General features: G+C 72.2%; 18 protein-coding genes and 1 riboswitch. Of the genes, 11 read left to right on the top strand and 7 right to left on the bottom strand.

Annotated features, from left to right (window positions below):
- Nucleotides 1–18: 18 nt before the first annotated feature.
- Nucleotides 19–528: a GNAT family N-acetyltransferase gene (locus AB0I89_RS04685; protein WP_355050343.1), complete on the bottom strand. Its 510-nt coding sequence runs from the start codon at nucleotides 526–528 to the stop codon at nucleotides 19–21.
- Between the two features lie 99 nt (nucleotides 529–627).
- On the opposite strand from AB0I89_RS04685, the gene AB0I89_RS04680 reads away from it, so the two are divergent.
- Genes AB0I89_RS04680 through AB0I89_RS04665 form a run of 4 tightly spaced genes read left to right on the top strand, consistent with a single transcriptional unit; the run spans nucleotide 628 to nucleotide 3,310 of the window.
- Entirely contained in the window at nucleotides 628–879 is a 252-nt protein-coding gene (locus tag AB0I89_RS04680) for an acyl carrier protein (RefSeq protein WP_357120118.1), read from the top strand.
- Nucleotides 876–2,147: an AMP-binding protein gene (locus AB0I89_RS04675; RefSeq protein WP_357120115.1), complete on the top strand. Its 1,272-nt coding sequence runs from the start codon at nucleotides 876–878 to the stop codon at nucleotides 2,145–2,147. Before AB0I89_RS04680 ends, AB0I89_RS04675 begins: the two co-directional genes overlap by 4 nt.
- Complete coding sequence (locus AB0I89_RS04670) at nucleotides 2,140–2,895, top strand: SDR family NAD(P)-dependent oxidoreductase (protein WP_357120112.1); 756 nt, start codon at nucleotides 2,140–2,142, stop codon at nucleotides 2,893–2,895. The genes AB0I89_RS04675 and AB0I89_RS04670 overlap by 8 nt, the downstream gene beginning before the upstream one ends.
- Nucleotides 2,879–3,310 (top strand): hypothetical protein, encoded by a 432-nt coding sequence (locus tag AB0I89_RS04665; protein ID WP_357120109.1) that lies wholly within the window; start codon nucleotides 2,879–2,881, stop codon nucleotides 3,308–3,310. The genes AB0I89_RS04670 and AB0I89_RS04665 overlap by 17 nt, the downstream gene beginning before the upstream one ends.
- Before the next feature lie 188 nt (nucleotides 3,311–3,498).
- On the opposite strand, the gene pseI is transcribed toward AB0I89_RS04665, so the two are convergent.
- A complete protein-coding gene (pseI, locus tag AB0I89_RS04660) occupies nucleotides 3,499–4,551 on the bottom strand; it encodes a pseudaminic acid synthase (protein ID WP_357120106.1) in 1,053 nt (350 codons plus the stop codon).
- A 103-nt stretch (nucleotides 4,552–4,654) separates the two neighbouring features.
- Nucleotides 4,655–5,818 carry a glycosyltransferase gene (locus AB0I89_RS04655; RefSeq protein ID WP_357120103.1) on the bottom strand — a complete coding sequence of 388 codons (1,164 nt, stop codon included), beginning with the start codon at nucleotides 5,816–5,818 and terminating at the stop codon, nucleotides 4,655–4,657.
- A gap of 141 nt (nucleotides 5,819–5,959) precedes the next feature.
- On the opposite strand from AB0I89_RS04655, the gene AB0I89_RS04650 reads away from it, so the two are divergent.
- The 5 genes from AB0I89_RS04650 (at nucleotide 5,960) to AB0I89_RS04630 (ending at nucleotide 11,125) form a co-directional block, all read left to right on the top strand.
- Nucleotides 5,960–7,162 (top strand): acyltransferase, encoded by a 1,203-nt coding sequence (locus AB0I89_RS04650; RefSeq protein WP_357120100.1) that lies wholly within the window; start codon nucleotides 5,960–5,962, stop codon nucleotides 7,160–7,162.
- Nucleotides 7,163–7,345: 183 nt separating this feature from the next.
- Nucleotides 7,346–7,789 (top strand): hypothetical protein, encoded by a 444-nt coding sequence (locus tag AB0I89_RS04645; protein ID WP_357120097.1) that lies wholly within the window; start codon nucleotides 7,346–7,348, stop codon nucleotides 7,787–7,789.
- 177 nt (nucleotides 7,790–7,966) lie between these two features.
- Nucleotides 7,967–8,737, top strand: coding sequence for a hypothetical protein (locus tag AB0I89_RS04640; RefSeq protein WP_357120094.1), 771 nt, complete (start codon nucleotides 7,967–7,969; stop codon nucleotides 8,735–8,737).
- A gap of 285 nt (nucleotides 8,738–9,022) precedes the next feature.
- A riboswitch (cyclic di-AMP (ydaO/yuaA leader) is annotated at nucleotides 9,023–9,163 on the top strand.
- A gap of 233 nt (nucleotides 9,164–9,396) precedes the next feature.
- Nucleotides 9,397–10,245: a C39 family peptidase gene (locus tag AB0I89_RS04635; protein WP_357120091.1), complete on the top strand. Its 849-nt coding sequence runs from the start codon at nucleotides 9,397–9,399 to the stop codon at nucleotides 10,243–10,245.
- A gap of 133 nt (nucleotides 10,246–10,378) precedes the next feature.
- Entirely contained in the window at nucleotides 10,379–11,125 is a 747-nt protein-coding gene (locus AB0I89_RS04630) for an alpha/beta hydrolase (RefSeq protein WP_357120088.1), read from the top strand.
- Between the two features lie 4 nt (nucleotides 11,126–11,129).
- Here the strand turns inward: AB0I89_RS04630 and AB0I89_RS04625 are convergent, their stop codons facing one another.
- The 4 genes from AB0I89_RS04625 to AB0I89_RS04610 all read right to left on the bottom strand — a co-directional run bounded on the left by AB0I89_RS04625 (nucleotide 11,130) and on the right by AB0I89_RS04610 (nucleotide 16,207).
- A complete protein-coding gene (locus AB0I89_RS04625; protein WP_357120085.1) occupies nucleotides 11,130–12,800 on the bottom strand; it encodes a CDP-glycerol glycerophosphotransferase family protein in 1,671 nt (556 codons plus the stop codon).
- 45 nt (nucleotides 12,801–12,845) lie between these two features.
- Nucleotides 12,846–14,354: a bifunctional cytidylyltransferase/SDR family oxidoreductase gene (locus AB0I89_RS04620; RefSeq protein WP_357120082.1), complete on the bottom strand. Its 1,509-nt coding sequence runs from the start codon at nucleotides 14,352–14,354 to the stop codon at nucleotides 12,846–12,848.
- Between the two features lie 145 nt (nucleotides 14,355–14,499).
- Nucleotides 14,500–15,309, bottom strand: coding sequence for an ABC transporter ATP-binding protein (locus AB0I89_RS04615; RefSeq protein WP_357120787.1), 810 nt, complete (start codon nucleotides 15,307–15,309; stop codon nucleotides 14,500–14,502).
- Nucleotides 15,310–15,313: 4 nt separating this feature from the next.
- Nucleotides 15,314–16,207, bottom strand: a complete 894-nt coding sequence (locus AB0I89_RS04610) for an ABC transporter permease (RefSeq protein ID WP_357120079.1) — start codon at nucleotides 16,205–16,207, stop codon at nucleotides 15,314–15,316.
- 178 nt (nucleotides 16,208–16,385) lie between these two features.
- Here AB0I89_RS04610 and AB0I89_RS04605 point away from each other — a divergent pair, with 178 nt between their 5' ends.
- Nucleotides 16,386–17,024, top strand: coding sequence for a TetR/AcrR family transcriptional regulator (locus tag AB0I89_RS04605; RefSeq protein WP_355050328.1), 639 nt, complete (start codon nucleotides 16,386–16,388; stop codon nucleotides 17,022–17,024).
- 135 nt (nucleotides 17,025–17,159) lie between these two features.
- Nucleotides 17,160–19,271, top strand: a complete 2,112-nt coding sequence (locus AB0I89_RS04600; RefSeq protein ID WP_357120076.1) for a DUF6077 domain-containing protein — start codon at nucleotides 17,160–17,162, stop codon at nucleotides 19,269–19,271.
- Nucleotides 19,272–19,492: the final 221 nt, after the last annotated feature.

Raw genomic sequence — 19,492 nt, 5'->3', positions numbered from 1 at the left:
CGGAAATGCCGGCGGCAATCACCGTTGGCGACGATCCTCACGCGCCAGGGAAATCGGAATGACGGTGATTTCCCGCCCGTCGGACAGTTCCTGCCGTGGCGTGCCCTCGACGAATCGAAAACGTCGGTTCATCTGCCGCACGACGGTGTTGTGCGCCAGCACCTCGCCGTCGAGCCGAGTCAGGTGCAACCCGTCGAAGGCGTACTCCACGGCCTCCCGCATCACCCCCAGCCAGGCCGGCAGCGTCTCGCCCCGCCCGGCCAGCCCGTCGGCGTCCAGGTAGAAGCCCCACGCCCCGGTTCGCGGGGCGTCCAGCCGCAGGTCGAAGAAGGTGACGACACCGCAGGGTCGGTCGTCGTGGACGTACGTCAGGACGCGCCGCGTCGGGTCGTCGCGCACCGCCGACCACCACCGGGCGTGCTCCTCGGCGGTGATCTCGTGGCTGGTCTTGCTGACCTGACGGTTGGTTTCCTGATTACGCCAGGACAACATCAGATGAACGTCGTCCGCCGTCGCTTCGCGTAGCACGTGCTCCCGCTTTCCTGTCTGAACACATCCGGTCGGAGCACCTTACCCGGGCCTACCGGGAAAGCAGTTATCCATTCGCTGGGTTGTAGACTCCGGCGCATGAACGAATTGAGTCGCGCGCAGATCCGCGACCTCATGGCGCAGGTGCTCAAGAACCAGGACAAGGAGCTGCCCGCCGACGACGCGGCGCAGCTGCGGGACATCGGTTTCCGCTCGCTGGACTTCTCCGAGCTGGCCCTGCGCGTGGAGGACGAGACGGGGGAGGAGCTCAACTTCGACGCTCCCGGCCTGCGCCGCATCGCCACCGTCGGCGACGTCCTCGACTTCCTCGTCGAGCTTTCGCAGCAGTGACCGTCGCGACCCCCCACCCGGCCACCGCGGGTCGGGAACCGGCCGGCGTCGACAACCGGCTCGTCGTGGGCGGCGCCGCGCTGACCTGGCGGACGTTGCCGACGCCGGAGCTGCCCGACCCCGCCGCGGTGCTGGCGCACTCCGCCCGGCACGCGCTCGCCGCCGCGCGACAGCACGCCGTGCACGGCACCGAGCTGCTGCTCAGCACCGCGAGTCGGGTGGACGCGACGATGCGCGCGGAGCTGGACGACGCCGGCTTCACCGTGACCCTCCTCGACGACGACGGCGCGCACCCCAGCGCGCCCGCCCGATCGCGCGTCGCCGAACCCGGCCGGCTGTGGCTGCTGACGTCCGGGTCGACGGGCCGTCCCAAGCGGGTCGGGCACACCCTCGACACGTTGACCACCGTGCGGGCCGACCAGCCGGACCGGACCTGGCTGTGCCCCTACGCCCCCGGCACGTACGCCTGGTGGCAGGTCGTGACCCTGTCGCTGACCCAGCCCGGTCAGCACCTGGTGGTCATCGAGCCGGACGAACTGGACGACTGGCCGGCGGTCGCCGCCGCGCACGGGGTCGACGCCGCGTCCGGCACGCCCACCTTCTGGCGGCGCACCCTCTACCGGGACGCCGCCGCGCTGGCCCGGGTGCCGCTGCGTCAGATCACCCTCGGCGGCGAGCCGGTGGACCAGGCGATCCTGGACCAGCTGCGCGAGGTCTTCCCCGCCGCGCGGATCTCCTGGATCTACGCGTCCTCGGAGGTCGGCGCGTCCATCGTGGTGCACGACGGGCGGGCCGGGTTCCCCGCCGAGTGGCTGGACCGGGAAACCGAGGGCCGACCCACCCTGTCGGTACGCGACGACGAACTGGTCGTCACCTCCCCGTACCACGGGGTCGGGCTCTCCGGCCCGGTCCGCACCGGGGATCGGGTGCAGGTGGTCGACGGGCGGGTGCTGATCACAGGTCGCTTGGACACCGACGAGATCAACGTGGGTGGGAGCAAGGTCTCCGCCGGTGTGGTCCGTGGCGTGCTGACCCAGCATCCTGGTGTGGCCTGGGCCCGCGTCACCGGCCGCCGCGCCCCGGTGCTCGGTCGGATGGTCGTCGCCGAGGTGGTCCTCGCACCCGCCGAGCACGCGGACGCCCCGCTGCCCGACGAGGCCGCGCTGGTCCGCTGGTGCGCCGACCGGCTGCCCGAGCACGCCGTGCCCCGCCGGATCCGTGTGCTGACCGAGATTCCCGTCAAGGAGACCCTGAAGAGCGATGTCTGACCCCGCCGACACCAAGCTCGTTCCCCCCAGCTCCGTGGTCCTCGTCTCCGGCGGTTCCCGGGGGCTGGGCCTGGCCATCGTCACCGACCTGCTCGACGCGGGCGTACGGGTGGCCGCGTTCGCCCGTACCGTCACCCCCGAGCTGGAGAAGCTCGCCGCCGAGCACCCCGACCGGGTGCACGTCGGTTCGGTCGACGTCACCGATCTGCGCGCCGCGCAGGGCTTCGTCCGCGAGGTGGAGCAGCGCCTCGGCCCGATCGACGGCATCGTCAACAACGCCGCCGTCGGGCAGGACTCCCTGCACGTGCACACCGCGACCGACGACATCGCCCGGATCATCGAGACCAACCTGACCGCGCCGCTGCAACTGACCCGGCTGGTGATCCGTCGGATGCTCGGCAAGGGGCTGCGGGGCCGCGTCGTCAACATCACCTCGATCTGCGCGCAGCGTGGCTTCCCGGGTCTGGTCGCGTACTCGGCCACCAAGGGCGGCATGGACGCCGCCACCCGCTCGCTCGCCCGGGAACTCGGCGGCCGGATGCTGGTCAACGCGGTCGCGCCCGGCTTCTTCGCCTCGGAGATGTCCGCCGTGCTCGGCCCGACCCAGCTCGACCAGATCGTGCGCCGTACCCCGACCGGCCACCTGACCGAGCCGGAGGAGGTCGTACCGGTGGTGCGGATGCTGCTGCGCGAGCACACCAACATCAACGGCCAGGTCATCGTGGTGGACGGTGCCGCCTCCATCTGACCTGCGCCCGGTGCCGGGACTGCTCGCCGCCGCCGAACGGCACCTACGCATCGGTACGCCCGCCGACCTGGCCTCGGCGACGACCCGCAGTCACCTCGACGACGGGCGCTGCGTCGGCTGGTACGGCCCGCCGGTGCCGGGTTGGCGAGTGGCCGTCGACGCGGAGCGCGCGAACGCCCCGGTGCCCCCGGCACTGGCCCGCCACTTCGGCACCGCTGACTTCTGGGCCCGGTGGACCCGGGCCGAGTGCTGCTGCAAGTTGGTCGACGTGCCGATCGCGACCTGGTGGCGTCGGCACGGGCTGGGCACTCCGGTGAACGTCGCCATCCTCTGGAGCACCCTGCGGGTCGCCGACCTGGTGGTCACCGTCGGCTTCGCCCCCGAGCAGGGCGCGGGGCTGACCGGCCGCGACTGACGGCGGGGTGCCGCTGTTGTCGGGCGCCTCCTGTCGAGCTGCCCCATCGGTGGGGCGGGATGGCACCCACGGCACGCGCCCCATTTTCGGGGCAGCTCGACAGGAGGCGCACAGGGCACTGCCAGCCGCAGAGCCGGGCACCCCGCGGCGCCGCTACCGGCGCGGCGGGGCACCCGGCCGCACAGCGGTCAGATCAGGTCCCAGCTCAGCGGGGTGCCGCGCGGGACGTCGGTGGTGAAGGTGCGGCCCAACACCCTGTCGATCTCGATCGGGGCCAGGCCGCCGGCTGGGCGGATCGACCGGACGTTCTGTGCCGTCACCGGGTCGCCGGCCCGGACGTCCTCGACCACGAACAGCGAACGGCGGAACCGTAGCCCTTCCCGCTCGGCCGGCGTCGGGCCGATCGCGGTGCCGCCCAGCGCCGCGTAGGCGCGGCCCGACTCCTCGACGAGCGCGGTCAACTCCGCCGGGTTCAGCGAGAAGTCCGAGTCCACGCCGCCATCGGCCCGGTCCAGGGTCACGTGCTTCTCGATGAAGCAGGCGCCCAGCGCCACCGAGGCGACCGCCACGCCGATACCGGGCGTGTGGTCGGAGAGCCCGACCGGCACGTCGAACGCGCCGGCCAGCACCGGCAGGCGGCGCAGGTTGCTGTCGGCGGGGGGTGCCGGGTAGGACGCGGTGCAGGCCAGCAGGACGATGCCCGCCGCGCCGCCGTCGCGCGCGGTCCGTACGGCGGCGTCGATCTCGGCGACCGTCGCCATCCCGGTCGAGATCACCATCGGCTTGCCGGTGCTGGCCACCAAGCGGATCAGCGGCAGGTCCACCAGCTCCGAGGACGCGATCTTGTACGCCGGGGCGTCCAACGACTCCAACAGCGCCACGGCGGTCGCGTCGAACGGTGACGAGAAGACCGTCAGCCCGCGCGCGCGGGCCCGCGCGAAGATCGGGGCGTGCCACTCGTACGGGGTGTGCGCCCGCTCGTAGAGGCGGTACAGGTTCTCCCCGCCCCACAGCTCGTGTCCGCCGGAGATGCGGAAGGCCGGGGTGTCGACGTCGATCGTGATCGTGTCCGGCCGGTACGTCTGCAGCTTGAGCGCGTGCGCGCCGCTCTCGGCGACCGCGTCCACGATGGCCAGCGCCCGGTCCAGGTCGCCGTTGTGGTTACCGGACATCTCGGCGACCACGAAGGGCCGCTCCCCGGCACCGACCGCGTGCGGTCCGATCTTGATTGTCGCCGTCATTCCGACCTCTGTTCCCTTACGCCCGCACCGACGTGCGGTGGTGCTGTCGTCGTCCCCCCGAACGGGTGGACGACCTGAAAAACCCCGGCACCCGCCGAACGGGTCACGGCAGGCGGCCACCGGCCAACGCGTCCGACCGTCCCGGCCTGCCGGCGGCGTGCCCGCCGTCCGGCCTGCTCGTCGACCGCGCCGCTCGGGAGGGGTCGTCGGTCGACGACGAGTCGGCGCTGGCGGTCGGGCCGGACCGTCGCCACCGTCCGGTGACCCGGTGCGCCTGCCGCAGCGCCGAGTACGCCAACCAGTCACCCCGCCCCACCAGGCGGTGCTTGAGCCCGCTGACCCCCGGCGGCATCGGATAGCCGCCGGGGGGCAGGTATCGGCGGTAGTGCTCGGCGACCCGGTGGAAGAAGGCGCGCCGCAGGTGTGGGTGCAGCCGGTCGTCGTTGCCGACCACCACCAGGTAGTGGCTGATCATCAGCTCGAACAGCTCGGCCCGCAGGCCCTCGTCCGGGTGCCGGCGGGCAACCCAGTCCATCAGCCGCTCGTACTGGCCGAACGCGTCGAAGTGCCGGCCACTGCGGGTGGAGGTGATCGCGCCCTGGCGGCCCTGCCGGTACAGGTAGCAGACCCGGTCCAGCACCGAGATCTTCTCCGCGCCGATCAGCAGCGGGTGGCTGAACGGGATGTCCTCGTACCAGCCGGGGAAGAAGCGCAGCTCCAACTCGTCGAGGAAGGCCCGGCGTACCACCTTGTTCCACGCCGTGTGCTGCACCCGCAGCAGGTGCGGCTGGTCGGCCAGGCGGGCCACGCCCGGCACCCCGCGCAGCAGGTGGCTGCTCGCGTCGACCTCCCGCCGACCGTCCTCGTGCACCCGCAGGTGGTCCAGCATGAGGACGTCGGGCTGGTGTTCACGCAGCCGGTCCAGCACCGCCGCGATCGTGCCCGGTGGCAGCCAGTCGTCGCTGTCGACGAACCACACGTACCGGCCGGTGGCCACGTCGAGGCCCGCGTTGCGGGCCAGGCCCAGACCCACGTTCTCTTCCAGGTGTACGACGCGGACGTTGTCGCGCCCGGTGGCGTAGGACCGCAGCATCGCGCCGCAGCCGTCCGGCGAGGCGTCGTCCACGGCGATCAGCTCGACCGCCTCCGACTCGCCCGCCGGGATGTCCGCCCGGACCGACTCGAGGCACTGGTACAGGTAAGCCTCGACGCCGTAGACGGGCACGACGATGCTCAGCAGCGGCGCGTGCGTCGGCTCATTGACCACGTCGCCACCTTCGACGACGTGGATGGCCAGCCCCGGAACCACACGTGGCCGCCGATGGTGAAATCCCTGAACACCCGCGAAGCGGAAGGTAAACAACGGCCGCCCGGTTCACCCGGGAGTGACCCGGTAGGGTGCCTCGGCATGACGAGCACCACCGACGCGCCGGCCGCGCCGGCCGCCCCCGCCCGGCTGCCGTCGCTGACCGGGCTGCGGTGGATCGCCGCGCTGCTGGTCTTCGGGTTCCACGCCGGGACGATGCGGATCATCGCCGAGCCGGAGTACAAGGCCGTCGTCGACGCCCTCTTCACCCTCGGCCTGTCCGGCGTGCAGTTCTTCTTCATTCTCAGCGGCTTCGTGTTGGTCTGGTCGGCCCGCCCGGGCGACTCGCGGCTGACCTTCTGGCGTCGACGGGTCGCGAAGATCTACCCGAACCACGTGGTGCTGTGGGCCGCCGCGCTGCTGGTCGCCGGGTGGTTCGCCGATCCCGTCCTGCCGGCCGTCGCCGTGGAGAACCTGCTGCTGTTGCAGGCGTGGGACCCCCGGCTGGGCTGGTTCTACAGCGTCAACACGGTGAGCTGGTCGCTGTCCTGTGAGTTCTTCTTCTACCTCTGTCTGCCGCTGGCGCTGCCCCTGTTGCGCCGGGCGCGACCCGCGGTGCTCTGGGCGCTCGTGGTCGCGCTGCCGCTGCTGATCCTCGCGCTCTGGCCGGCCCAGCATCTGGTGCCGGAGGTAAGCCGCTGGTGGTTCACCCAGATCTTCCCGCCGGTGCGGTCCCTGGAGTTCTGGTTGGGCGCGGTGGCGGCCGAGCTGATGCTCCGGGGCCGGTGGCGCGGGCCGGGCCTGACCGCCGCCACCGCGATCTTCGTGGGCATCTGGATGGCCGCCGCGCAGTGGATCCGCGCCGAGTGGTGGACCACGCTGCTCGCCGTCGCGTACCTGTTGGTGATCACCGCGGCCGCCGACGCCGACGTGCGCGGCCGGCGCTCGCCGTGGCGCTCGCGTCCGCTGGTCTGGCTCGGCGAGGTCTCGTTCGCCTTCTACCTGGTGCACGTCCTGGTGATGACGAGCGTGCTCCGGCTCAGCGGCGACTGGGGGACCGGTTTCCGGGGTTGGCGGGGTCCGGCGGTGGTGCTCGGATTCCTGCTCGCGAACCTGGTCCTCGCCGGGTTGCTGCACCGCTGGGTGGAGACCCCGATGATGCGCCGGCTCGCGCCACGTCGCCCGGGTCGCCCGCCGCTCGTTCCCCATCAGCGCACCACCTCGTCGGCCGGGAGCGGTGACGCCGGCGTGCCGCCCGTGCCCGCCCGTCCAGACGCGCAAGATCGCGCTCGATCCTGGTTGTAGTGGTCTCGTCAGCCGAGTGAGGCCACTACATCAACGATCGAGCGCGATCTTGACCGGCGCGGTGGCACCCACCAGCGCCGGCTGACGCCACCTGGTCCACGCTGGTCGGACGGGGTCGGCGCGGCGCTGGCCGACACGCCCGTCGCCGATGCGTCCGGGCGGTCCCGACGGTAGCGTGAGGACGTGCTCCCGGTCGCGCTCACCTGTCCCCTGTGGTGGGTGGCGCGCTGGGCGGCACGGGTGCTGACCAGCCTCGCCGTGCTGTCGCTCGCCCTGGGCGCGGCCCCGGCGCTGCTGCCGGCATCGACCGCCGCGGCCCCGCCGCCCATCATCGGGTCGCTCGCCCTCGCGGAGCCGCTCGGACCGTCGACCGCGGCCCTCTCCACCGTCCTCACCGACCGCGCCGCCACCGGCTCGGCCGCCACCGACAGGGTCGGCGAGGGACGAGCCGCAGAGCTTGGCGCTGACGCCTCCGCGCGGTCGGTCGAGCCGCAGCCCGCCCGGCACGGTGGTTCGGACGCGTTGCCCCGCCCATTGGCGGGCGTGACCTCGGCGCGCACGGGCTCGCAGCGGCCCCTCCGCGCCGCCGGCTCGGCCAGCCGGGCCCCCCGCGCCCCGCCGGCCTAGCGGGGTCAGTCACCGGGGCGGCACGCCGTCCCGCGAGCGCCGGAGTGTGGCGCGCCGAGATCTCCATCACCGGCGACGCCGCCAGACCGAACGCCAGTCACCACACCTGACGACACACCGCCCGCACCCGCCCGTGCGGCATCCCATCGCTTACGTGCTCATGCCGAGGTGTCGATCATGGAAACCGTCGTCTTCTACCAGTTCCTGACCGAGGTGCCCCAGGCCGCCGCCATCTGGTCGGCCCTGTTCCTGCTGGCGCTGACGGTCCTCGCCGTCCTGGTGGCCCGACCGGAGCGGGACTCGCCCGCGGCCGACCCCACGCCGCCGACACCCACCGCCCGCGAGATGGCCGTCGCCGAGATGGCCGACCTGCGCCGGTACGCCGAGGAGGTGGCCGTGGCCGCCGCCCGGGCCGCGCGGACCGCCCGACGGCGGCGCGCTGACTGGCTGGTCGCTCAGGACGAGGCGCAGCGGGCCTGGACCGCGTACGACGAGGCGGACACGGCCGCCCGTCGGGTCGCCGGTGCCGGGGCGTTGCCGACACCGCGTACCCCGCACACCCCCGCCGAGTACGCGGCGAGGGAGCGCTATCTGCACCGTGCCGCCATGGCGGCGCACTGGCGGGGGGAGTTGACCATGGCTCAGCTCGGCGACGTGTTCGGGCACCGGCGCGGCTGGGACCCCCGCCGGCACCCGGTCGAGCAGGAGACGCTGCTCATCCGGGCGATCCGTGACGCGAGGCTGGCCGAGCACCGGACGGCCGCCGAGCGGGAGCGGTCGTCCTGGCGGGACGCCGAGGTGGCCGCCGAGTCGGCGCGCGTCCTCGCCGAGGAGGCGTACGTGGCGGCGGTCCGGTCGCGGCCGAGCCCGGCGTTCTCCCGGCGCACCGCGACGCGGCCGTCGCGTACGGCCCTCGTGGCACGCTGGCGTCCGGCCCGGGCCGGTTGAGCCCGATCCGTTATGTGAGGCGGGTCACCGGCAGCGGAAATCGGGCGGCGGGCATCATCGGCGGCCATTGCGCCCGCGATTGTGGCCGCGTTGTCGGCCACCTGTCCGGTTGTCGCCCACAGGTGCCGGCGGAACCCGTTGTCCCATCGAGTCACGTCAGCGGCAGAACGCGCAGAAATTGCTGGGCCAATCGATGTTTACGCAGGTGGGCGCGGCTTGGCAGAGTGCGTACCGGCCAGTACTGTCGTCCCGTCCGGTGCGGTTACCGATCGCAGGAGGCGACGCCGCGCCGACCCGCTCAATCGTGATCAACGAACCGGGGACCCACAGTAAGTCCGGGGTGAATCCGCGAGCCACGGCCCGCGGTAGGGCGATCTTCCCGCCCGAATCCGTCAGCTAACCCGGTAGGCGGTGACGGAAGGAGTTCCATCCTCGTGCAGCACCCCTCGACCCCCTTGTTGTTCCGCCGCCTCCACGGCGACGCGGTGTCCCCGCTCATCCGCCTCGTGACGGTGAGCTGACCCCCCGGGTCACCGCACTTCCCGCCCGGCCGCGCCGGGCGTTCCCCTGAGCGGCTCATCATCCGCGGGCCACCGCCCGCGCGCTGACGCCTGCCCGGATGCCGGTCGAGCCCCGGTGTGCCGCTCTCCCTGTGAACCGTGGAGGACCTCGTGAAGCACACCCTGAAGCGCCAGCTCCGTCGCCTCGCGACCGAGCGCCCGTACCAAATCGTCGCCGCCTCCGCCGCGGCCCTCGCGATCGCCACCACCGCCGGCGCCCTGGTCGCCGGCGCCGACGACGCCCCGGCCGGCTCGCGTACCCCGACCACGGTCGCCGAGATGCGCAGTGACACCGTCGCCTCCCGTGGCGAACTCCGGTCCGCGGCCCCGTCGGCGAGCGTCGCACCGAGCACCGCCGCCCCGGCCACCACCGCCGCGTCCCCCGCCGCGAAGGCCACGAGCAACCCGGACGTCACCCGGAAGCCGACGCCGCCGAAGCCGCCCGCGACGAAGGTGCTCGACTACGACTACGAGGCGCAGAACACCTACTACAACTGCGGCCCGGCGGCCACCCGCAACGCGCTCAGCGCCAGCGGGATCGACCGCACCCAGGAGGAGCTCGGCGCCGAACTGGGCACCACCGAGATGGGCACCAACTCGGCCGAGGACACCACCCGGGTGCTCAACGCCGAGGTGAAGGGCTCCCCGTACCGCACCCGCATGTTCGCGGGCACGCCCAGCCCGGCCCAGATGGACCGTCTTCAGGCCGACGTCGTCAAGGCCATCACCGATGGCCGGGGCGTGGTGGCGAACGTCGTCGGCGACGCCATCGACACCGAGGGCGGCTATCACTCCTACGGCGGTGGGCACTACATCGCCGTCGTCGGCTACAAGGACAACGGCCGTACGGTGCGGATCGCCGACTCGGCGAACGCCGCCGACCCGGCCTACTGGATCACCACGATCGACCTGGCGAACTGGATCGCCACCCGGGGTTACTCCGCCTGACCAACGCGCGACACCCCACGACGCCGCGGGCGCCGTCTCCCACGAGGGGCCGGCGCCCGCGGCGTCCCCGTGTCGGGCGCGACGCCGGTGAACGGCTCTCGTACCGGGCCGCGAACCGTGGGAGACTGCGGCCGTGGTGGATGAATCGGGTGGTCAAGCTGGCCGGGAGCCGATCCTGTTGCTGCTGCACGGCATGGGGGCGACGAGTGACGTGTGGCTGCCCTGGGCGCCACTTCTGGAGCAGCACTGGCCCGGCCGGTGGCTGGCGCCCGATCTCGCCGGTCACGGTTGGTCGGCGCCGCTGTCGTCGTACTCCTTCGAGGGTTTCGCCCAGCGGGTCGCGCAGGGCCTGGCCTCCGACGACCGCATCGTGGTGCTCGGGCACTCGCTCGGTGGCGTGGTCGGCCTGGCGCTGGCGGCCCGCGCCGCCGGTCTGCCGGTGGACGCGGTGGTGGGCTTGGGCATCAAGGCCGTCTGGGCGCCGGCCGAGCTGGCCCGTGCCGCGGACCTCGCCGCCCGCCCGGTGGGCTGGTTCACCAGCCGTACCGAGGCCGCCCGCCGGTACCTGCGGGTCGCCGGCCTCACCGGTCTGGTCCTCCCGGACCACCCGATGGTCGACGCCGGTCTGCGTCAGGTCGACGGCCGGTGGCGGCTCGCGATGGACAACGCCGCGTTCGCCGTCGGCGCGCCCGACCTGGCGGCGCTGCTCGCGGCGACCGACGTGCCGGTGGTGCTGGCCCGCGGGGAGCACGACCCGATGGTCACGGACGCGCAGCTCAAGGAGTACGGCGTACCGGTCGCCACGCTGTCCGGTCTCGGGCACAACGCGCACCTGGAGGATCCGGCGGCCGTGCTGGCGTTGCTGGAGCCGTACCGCTGACCGGTCAGGCGGCTGCGGGCGCGGGTAGTTCCCGGGCCGAGGTCAGCTCGCGGCGGGCGGCGGTCAGGAAACCCTCGGCGTACGACTCGGCCGGGAAGTCGCCCAGGTAGCGGCGGCGGGTGACCCAGCGGGCATCGGCCAGCGGGTCGGTGTCCAGCAGGGCCGTGAGCACGGCGTCCACGTTGGACATGTCGCGCCGCAGCACGTAGCCCGAGCCGGCCAGTGGAAAGCGCTCGGTGAACCGGTCGCCCTCGTCACCCATGTCGGTGACGGCATACGGCTTGCCGGAGTAGAGGTAGTCGGAGATCACCCCGGAGACGTCGGAGACCAGCGCGTCCGAGCGGTTGACGCACTCGGTCAGGCTCAGCTCCCGGGCGGCCGCGCCGAACACGTGCTGCCGGCCGGTGCGGGCGCGGTCGACGGCCAGCAGTTCGGTGAGCCGGCCCAACTGGCGTGCCGACGCCGGGTTCTGCGCCGTGTACGGATGCGCCCGCAGGATCACCGTCGCGCCACGCCCCAGCAGCCGCCGCAGCAGCTCCTCGGCCACCGGCAGCGAGCAGTAGTCGGCGTCGGCGTGGTGCCCGGTCCAGGTCGGGGTGTAGAGCACCGTCGGGTGCGCGAGGCCCCGCGCCGGCTCCTGGCGCACCTCGATCGACTCGACCTGGGGGCGGCCCACCACGACGAACTTCTCCGCCGGGATCTGTACCCCGGCGCGGGCGTACCGGTCGATCGCCGCCGGGCCGGCCACGAAGATCCGGTCGAAGATGCCCGAGACCGGGTTGGCGCTGGGCGCCTTGTCGCTGTCGCCGTGGTGCAGTTGGACGTGGGTGAGCTGGGTGAACCGGATGCAGTGGCTGTTCTTCGCCCCGTGGTTGACGTAGAAGGCCACCCGCAGGCTCGGCACCAGCGCCTCGTCCATCGCGCGCAGCGTGGGGCAGTAGACCACCGGCGCGTCGGTGGCCGCGGCGATCGGCGCGACGAACTCCGGCTCACGGACCAGCACCAGGAAGGGCCGGCCGATCCGTTCGAGGTACGGCAGCCACATGGTGACCTGGTACTCCGAGCCGGGCGGTGCGGAGAAGTAGAGCAGGAACTCCGGCTCGTGCCGGCGTAGCGCGCGGGCGACCTGCCCACCGCCGGCGGTCGGGCGGAACCGTCGTCGGGCCAGGTCCAGCGCGACCGCCCCGGCGGCGGCGGCCACCAGCAGGCTGGCGGCGAGCGCCACGACGGCCGGCAGGGTCAACGCGGCGGCGATGGCCACCACCGCGAGCAGCCCCAGCAGGGCGACGCCGAGTCGGTCAGCGATCAGCGGGGTCCAGGCGCGTACCGGCAGGTTGGCCGCCCGGATCTCCAGGTTGCCGGCGGTACGCAACGGCCCCACCAGCAGCACCAGCCCCAGCAGGACCAGCGCCGTCGCGGCCAGCGCGGGGTCGAAGCCGTCGTCAAGCCGTCGGGAGTAGCCGATCAGGACCGCCGCGGCGATCAGGGCGGTCTCGGCCACCAGGTCGGCGGCAGGTCGGATCCGCTGCTCAGCGGCCGCCGCCACCAGCGCGGCGACGGCCAGCGCGAGGCCCCACCCGGTGCTGCCGGTGAGGGCCAGCACGACGAAGGCCAGCACGGCGAGCCCGGTGCTCAGGCACCGGGCGACCACCTTGCGAACCAGGTCACCACGCATGTCGCTCCGATCGCCGCCCTCGGTGTCGCGGGGGTGCCGTCGACGTCAGTTCGTCGACGCCGCGGCCGGCGTCTCGGACCGGTCCGGGCCGGCCTGCGCCGGCACGGACGGGCCGTCGCCAGGCGCCCGGCGTACGTCGATGACCTGGCCGGTCAGGTCGGAGATCAACACGTCGAGCGAGGACTGGGCGACGGCCTCCGCGGCCAGCAGGGTGTTCTCCGGCTCCTCGCCGAAGGCCCGCGTACGCATGGGGGTGGCCGTCCGCTCCGGGTTGATGCAGTTGACCCGTACGCCGACGTCGGCCCACTCGTCGGCGAGCGCCTGGGTCAGGTTGACCAGGGCGGCCTTGGTGGACGAGTAGAGGGCGTAGCGGGCCCGACCCCGGGTGTACGAGCTGGAGGTGTAGAGCAGCAGCTGACCCTTGGTCTGCTGCAGGTACGGAAGGGCCTGCCGGGCGATGGTCACCGGGCCGACGAAGTTGACCTGCAACACCCGGTCCATCGTCTCCTCGTCCATCTCGGCCAGGGCGCCCCGCTCCAGGATCCCGGCGGTGACCACCACGTGGTCGATCCGGCCGGTCGCCTCGAAGGCGGTCGTCAGCGCGGCCTCGACGTCCTCGGCGCGCTCGACGTGGGTGCCCGTGGTGGAGCGGCTGAACGGGAAGACCTGCGCGCCGTAGCGCCGCGCCAGCTCGGTCAGCTCGTGGCCGATCCCGTAGCTGCCGCCGAACACCACGATCGTGCGGCCCGTCAGCTCCTCGGTGTAGCTGCGGTGATCGGTCAGCCGGGGCGCCTGCGCGGCCGCGAGCTGGAAGAGCTTGTCCGCCAGGTGCACGTCGACCGGGTGGGTGACCTTGATGTTCTCGTCCGAGCCGTCGATCACCTTGATCGGCGTGCCCGGCAGGTACCGCAACACCACGCCGCAGTCGTCGGTGGCGGCGAAGTCGGGGTCGTTCTCGGCGATCCGGTACGCCTCACGGATCGTGGGGGAGCGGAACGCCTGCGGGGTCTGTCCCCGGCGGAGCCGGGAGCGCACCGGAATGTCGGTGATGCAGTCGTTCTCGTCCACCTGGATGATCGTGTCGGCGGAGGGGATGGCGACGTCGACGGCGGCGTAGGTCCACAGCGCGTTGACGCACTCGCGCACGATCCGGCCGCTGAGCAGCGGGCGGACGGCGTCGTGGAAGAGGATGTTGCAGTCGGCCGGGCCGACCGCGTCCAGCGCGATCCGGGTGGTCGCGTTGCGGGTATCGCCGCCCTCGATGACCTGGGTGACCTTGCGCAGGCCGGCCTTCTCGACGATCTGCCGGGCGTCGTCGACGTGACCGGTCGCCATCAGCACGATGATCTCGTCGATCTCCGGAGCGGCCTCGAAGACCGCCAGGGTGTGCTCGATGATCGGCTTACCGGCGATCTTGAGCAGTTGCTTGGGGATGCCGAGGCCCAGCCGGGTCCCGGTGCCGCCGGCCAGCACCACGGCCACTGTCCGCGAGGGCCGCCACGGTGCGGGGGTCTCCGTTGCGGCGTCCGGGCCAGTGGTCTGGTCCTGCGTCATTGCCGGATCCTCACTCTCAGGGTTGCGTTAACGGAAAGTTCCGCCCGAGCGGCGACGGAATGAACCTTAACGCGCGGACCGCGCCGCCCCAACGCGGGCGACGCGGTCCTGGTTGCCGTGTCGATGCCGGTGGTTGGCCGGCACTCTACTTGCTGTTAGCGAACGCCTCGTACGCGCGGATGACCTCGTCGGTCGGGCCGTCCATCCGGATAAGGCCCGATTCCAGCCAGATCGTCCGTTCGCAGGTGTCGCGCACGGAGGAGAGCTGGTGGCTGACCAGGAACACCGTGCCGGCGCCCTCGCGCAGCTCGCGGACGCGCTGCTCGCTGCGCTTGCGGAAACCCTTGTCGCCGGTGGCGAGCGCCTCGTCGATGAGCAGCACGTCGTGCCTCTTGGCGGCGGCGATGGAGAACCGCAGCCGGGCCGCCATGCCCGACGAGTACGTGCGCATCGGCAGGCTGGCGAAGTCACCCCGCTCGTTGATCCCGGAGAAGTCGATGATCCCCGCGGCCTGCTTGGCGACCTCGTCGGGATGCATGCCCATCGCCAGGCACCCCAGCACGACGTTTCGCTCGCCGGACAGGTCGTTGAGCAGCGCCGCGTTCACCCCGAGCAGCGACGGCTGCCCCTGGGTGTGGATCGCGCCCCGGTTGACCGGCAGCAGGCCGGCGATGGCCCGCAGGATGGTGGACTTGCCCGAGCCGTTGCTGCCGATCAACCCGATCGCCTCGCCCCGGTACGCGGTGAACGACACGCCCTTGACGGCGTGCACCTCCCGCACGTTCGGCGCGTTGGTGCGCTTGACCAGCCGGCGCAGCGCCGCCACCGGAGTGGTGCCACCGGTGGCGCCCTGGTGGACCCGGTAGATGATGTGCGCGTCGTCCACCACCACGGTGGGGATCCGCTCGGGCGTCAGCGTCGGCAGGGAGACGGTCGCCTCGTCGGCGGCCGGCAGGGAATCAACCACGGCCGTACTCCTGTTCGCCGCGCCAGAAGTAGATGTAGCCACCGATTCCGGCCACCACGGCCCAACCGGCGGCGACCAGCCAGAGCTGGGTCAGCGACTCGTTGAGCAGTGGCGCCTGCTCGAGCAGCGCGTACCGGGCCAACTCGATGTAGACCAGCAGCGGGTTGAACTGGACCAGCGTCGTCGCCCAGCCGGGCAGCCGCTCGAAGAGGCTGACGCTGTAGAGCACGCCGGAGCCGTACATCCAGGTGCGCATGACGAACGGCATGACCTGCTTGAGGTCGCTGGCCTTGGAGCCCAGCCGGGCGACCAGCAGCACCACGCCCGCGTTGAAGACCGCCTGCAACAGCAGCGCCGGCACCAGCATCAGCCAGTCCCAGGTGATCGGCTCGCCGGTGACCAGCACGATGCCGACCAGCACCACCATCGACGCCAGGAGCTGCTGGAACTGGGTCATGGTGGTCGACAGCGGCAGGCTGGCCCGGGGGAAGTGCAACGCCCGGATCAGCCCGAGGTTGCTGCTGATCGACTGGGTGCCGGCCAGGACCGCGCTCTGGGTGAAGTTGAAGATGAACAACCCGGTGGTCAGGTACGCGATGAAGTTCGGGATGCTGTTCTGTGCCAGCACCACCCCGAAGATCAGGTAGTAGACCGCGGCGTTGGTCAGCGGGGTGAGCACCTGCCAGAGCTGGCCCAGCTTGGCGTTGCTGTAGGACGCGACCAGCTTGGCGTTGGCGTACGCGGCGATGAAGTGCCGGTAGGCCCAGAGTCGGCGGCTGTACTCGACGAGGGTGGGTCGCTCACCGGCGACCCGTAGCCCGTGCCGAGCGGCCAGCTGCGCCTGGGTCAGGCCCGTGTCAGGGTCGACCAGCGCGGTGGTGGCCATGGAAATGGCACTCCGATCTTTCGTGCAGACGGGTTGCTCGCGACGATGGAATCCTAGTGGGAGTTGTGCGCGGGACGCCGCCTCGTCGCTGCGTGGACAGTAGTCCGAAACACGTCGGGACGCAACCGTACCGTCGTTGCGCTACTCTAGCGGGCGTGACCTGCGAGAAGAGTCCTCGGTGACGACCGAGAAGAGGCGCGTACCGGCCGGCGCGGCGGTGCTGCGCGACGAGATCACCACGGCCATCCGGCGCGCGCTCATGCAGGAGCTGGCCGCGGTCGGCTACGGCCGGCTCTCCATCGAGGCGGTGGCCCGAAGGGCCGGCGTCAGCAAGACGGCGGTCTACCGCCGGTGGAGTTCGAAGCTCGACCTGGTGGTGGAGATCGTCGCCGCCGCCGCACACGGCAAGCTGCCGGTGCTGGACACCGGCACCCTGCGCGGCGACCTCGCGCTGCTGTTCCAGGCCGTGGCGCACGCGCTGCGTCACCCCCTGGCGTCGCAGATCATCCCCGACCTGCTGGCCGAGGCGGCCCGCAACCCGGCCATCGACGAGACTCTGCGTCAGGTGCTGCGCGCCCGCCAGCAGGAGATCGGCGGTCGCCTGGTCATCCGCGCCGTGCAGCGCGGCGAGCTGCCCGCCGACACCGATCCGGACGCCGCCGTCGACCTGATCGTCGGCCCGCTCTACTGGCGGCTCGCCATCGCCCGGTTGCCGCTCACCGACAGCTACCTGGACAACCTGGTCGAATCCGTGGCCGTCGGGCTCGGCGCGACCGGCGTCGTACCCCGGCCGAGGGCGACGCCGGTATCCGGCTGACCCGGCCCGCGACACCACCCACGACGGGGACCTGGCGGGCCACCCGGCTCCGCTAGGCTGCCCCCTTGACACCCGGCCGTCACCGAGCCGACATCGACCTTTCGCCCCCAGATCCGCCTGACGAGAAGGACGCCCGTGGCCAACGTCGACAGCATCGCCGTCGCGCCCACTGACCCGGACCCGACGCCGCGCTCCGAGCCGGTGTCCCGGTCGGGTCAGGGCCCCGACCGTAGCCCCGCCGCCCGCGTACGCGCGTTGGTGGCCGCCGCCCCGACGCTGCTCACCGACGGGGCCGTGGTCGCGTTCGCGCTCTTCACCGTCATCTACCACGCGGCCTTCCTGGCGGATCTGCGTCCGTCGGTGACCTTCCGGATCTGGGTGGTCGCCTGCGTCCTGCTCGCCGTGGTGGCGATGCTGCGTGCCCGACGCCGCTCCGCCGCCCTCCGCGAGGAGAGCGGACCGGCCGAGCCGGTCGAGCCGACCGGGACGCGGCCCGCCGTCGACCGGCGGCTGCTGATCGGCGTGCTCGCCGCCGCCGCGGTAGCCTCGGTCAGCGCCGGAGTCATCGGCACCGGCGCCGCCGTCTCCTGGTGGATCCCGGCGGTGGCGGGCCTGCTCGCGGCGACCGGCGGGATCCTGCTGCTGCGTCGGGTCTGGCTGGACGGCCCGACGCCCACCTCGATCGCGCCAAGGCCCACGGCGGGGCAGTCGGCGTACGCGCTGGTCATCTCCGTACTGGTCGGGATCTCCTCGTTCTTCCTCGCCCGCAATACCCCGGACGACGTCTACTACGTCGGGAAGTCGGTCTGGATCGCCGAGCGGGACCTCGTTCCGCTCAACGACTTCCTCTTCTCCGAGAACGTCCTTCCGGCGATGGGTTCGCAACCCCCCATCCCCTCGATCGAGGTGTTCGACGGCGCGCTCGCCAACGTGCTCGGGATCCACGGCGCCTCGGCCACCTGGTACGTGATGCTGCCGATCATGGCGGTGCTGGCGGTGCTCGCGCTCTGGCGGCTGACCCAGCGCTGGGCACCCCGGCGGCCGGTGCTCGCCTTCACGGTCGCCGTCGCGTACCTGTACCTGGTCGCCGGTGGGGACGCCGCGCTGGGCACCTTCCACCTGCCCCGGCTCTACGAGGGCAAGGGCATGTTCGTCTCGGCCGTCATCCCGCTGATGTGGCTCTACCTGACCGAGTGGTTCGACCGGCGTACCCGGCGCAGCCTGCTGCTCATCGTGGCGCTCTCGATCACCGCCATCGGACTCACCAACACCGCCGCGATCATCCTGCCGATGCTGGTCGGGGCCGCCGGTTTCGCCATGGTGCTGGTCGGGCGCTGGAAGCTCGCCGTGGTGGCGGCGGTGGCCGCCCTCACGTACCCGATCGGGTCCCTGGTGGTGTCCCGGATCCTGCTCGGCGGCCTGAGCGCCGACGGCGCGGACGACGCCTTCTTCGACGCGGCGTACACCTACAAGCGGACCCTGCTGTTCGGCGTGGTCGGCGTGATCTCCGGCCTGGCGCTCTGGTGCGGCCCACTGCTGGCCCGTCGGCGTACGCCCGCGCTGCTCACCGCCGGCGCGACCCTGGCGCTGAGCGTGCTGTTCGTCCCCGGTGTGCTGGAGACGTTGAGCGCGCTCAGCGGCATCTCGGTCGTGCTGTGGCGGGTGCCGTGGCTGCTCGCCCTGCCGACCCTGATCGGGCTGCTCTGCACGGTTCGCGTGCCGGCCCCCACGCCGGTGCTGCGTCGTGCGGCGTCCGGTGGGATCGCGGTGCTGCTGGTCGCCTCGTTCGCGCTCTTCGCCACCCCGATGTGGTCCGCCAAGAGCTGGGTCGACGTGCACGAGCGGCCCACCTGGAAGCTGCCGCAGCAGCGCCAGTCGATCGCTTTCTGGATCAAGGGGTTGGACCGGCCCGCGGGCCTGCTGCTGGCGCCGAAGACCATCATGCGGACCTCGCTCGTCGTCACCAGCCAGGTTCGGGTCGTCCTACCGCGTGACTTCTACCTCGTCGAGTACGACCTCAACTCCCAGTTCGCCAAGGACCGGCTGCTGCTCGCCAGCTTCGCCGACGGCGCCACCACCGCGACGCCGGCGGAGTTGGCACCGGCGCTCGATCGGTTGGATGTGGGCACCATCTGCGTCTACAACGGCAACCAGTACGCCCGTGACCTGGCGCCGCAGCTCGGCTACCAGGAGTTCGCGAAGCGTGGCAAGCCCGGAGCGATGACGTGTTTCCGGCGGGTCGGCTGAGCATTCCGCCCCTGGGTCTGCCGGTGCCGCGACAATGCGGCACCGGCAGTTTCGGTGCGGTGACCGAAATGTGCGCCCGATACCCGAGCGACACCGCTGGGTGTCTTCGCGTTAAGGTCGCAGTCATCACTACCGCCCGCCGTACGGGGTGTGGATCACCACATCCGTGGCCCGCCGCTCCGGCCGCGCGGTAGGTCATGCGCGACGGGGAGTGTCATCGA

This window comes from Micromonospora sp. NPDC049801, assembly GCF_040656575.1.
Taxonomy (GTDB): domain Bacteria; phylum Actinomycetota; class Actinomycetes; order Mycobacteriales; family Micromonosporaceae; genus Micromonospora.
This window is presented reverse-complemented; position numbering and strand designations above follow the sequence as displayed.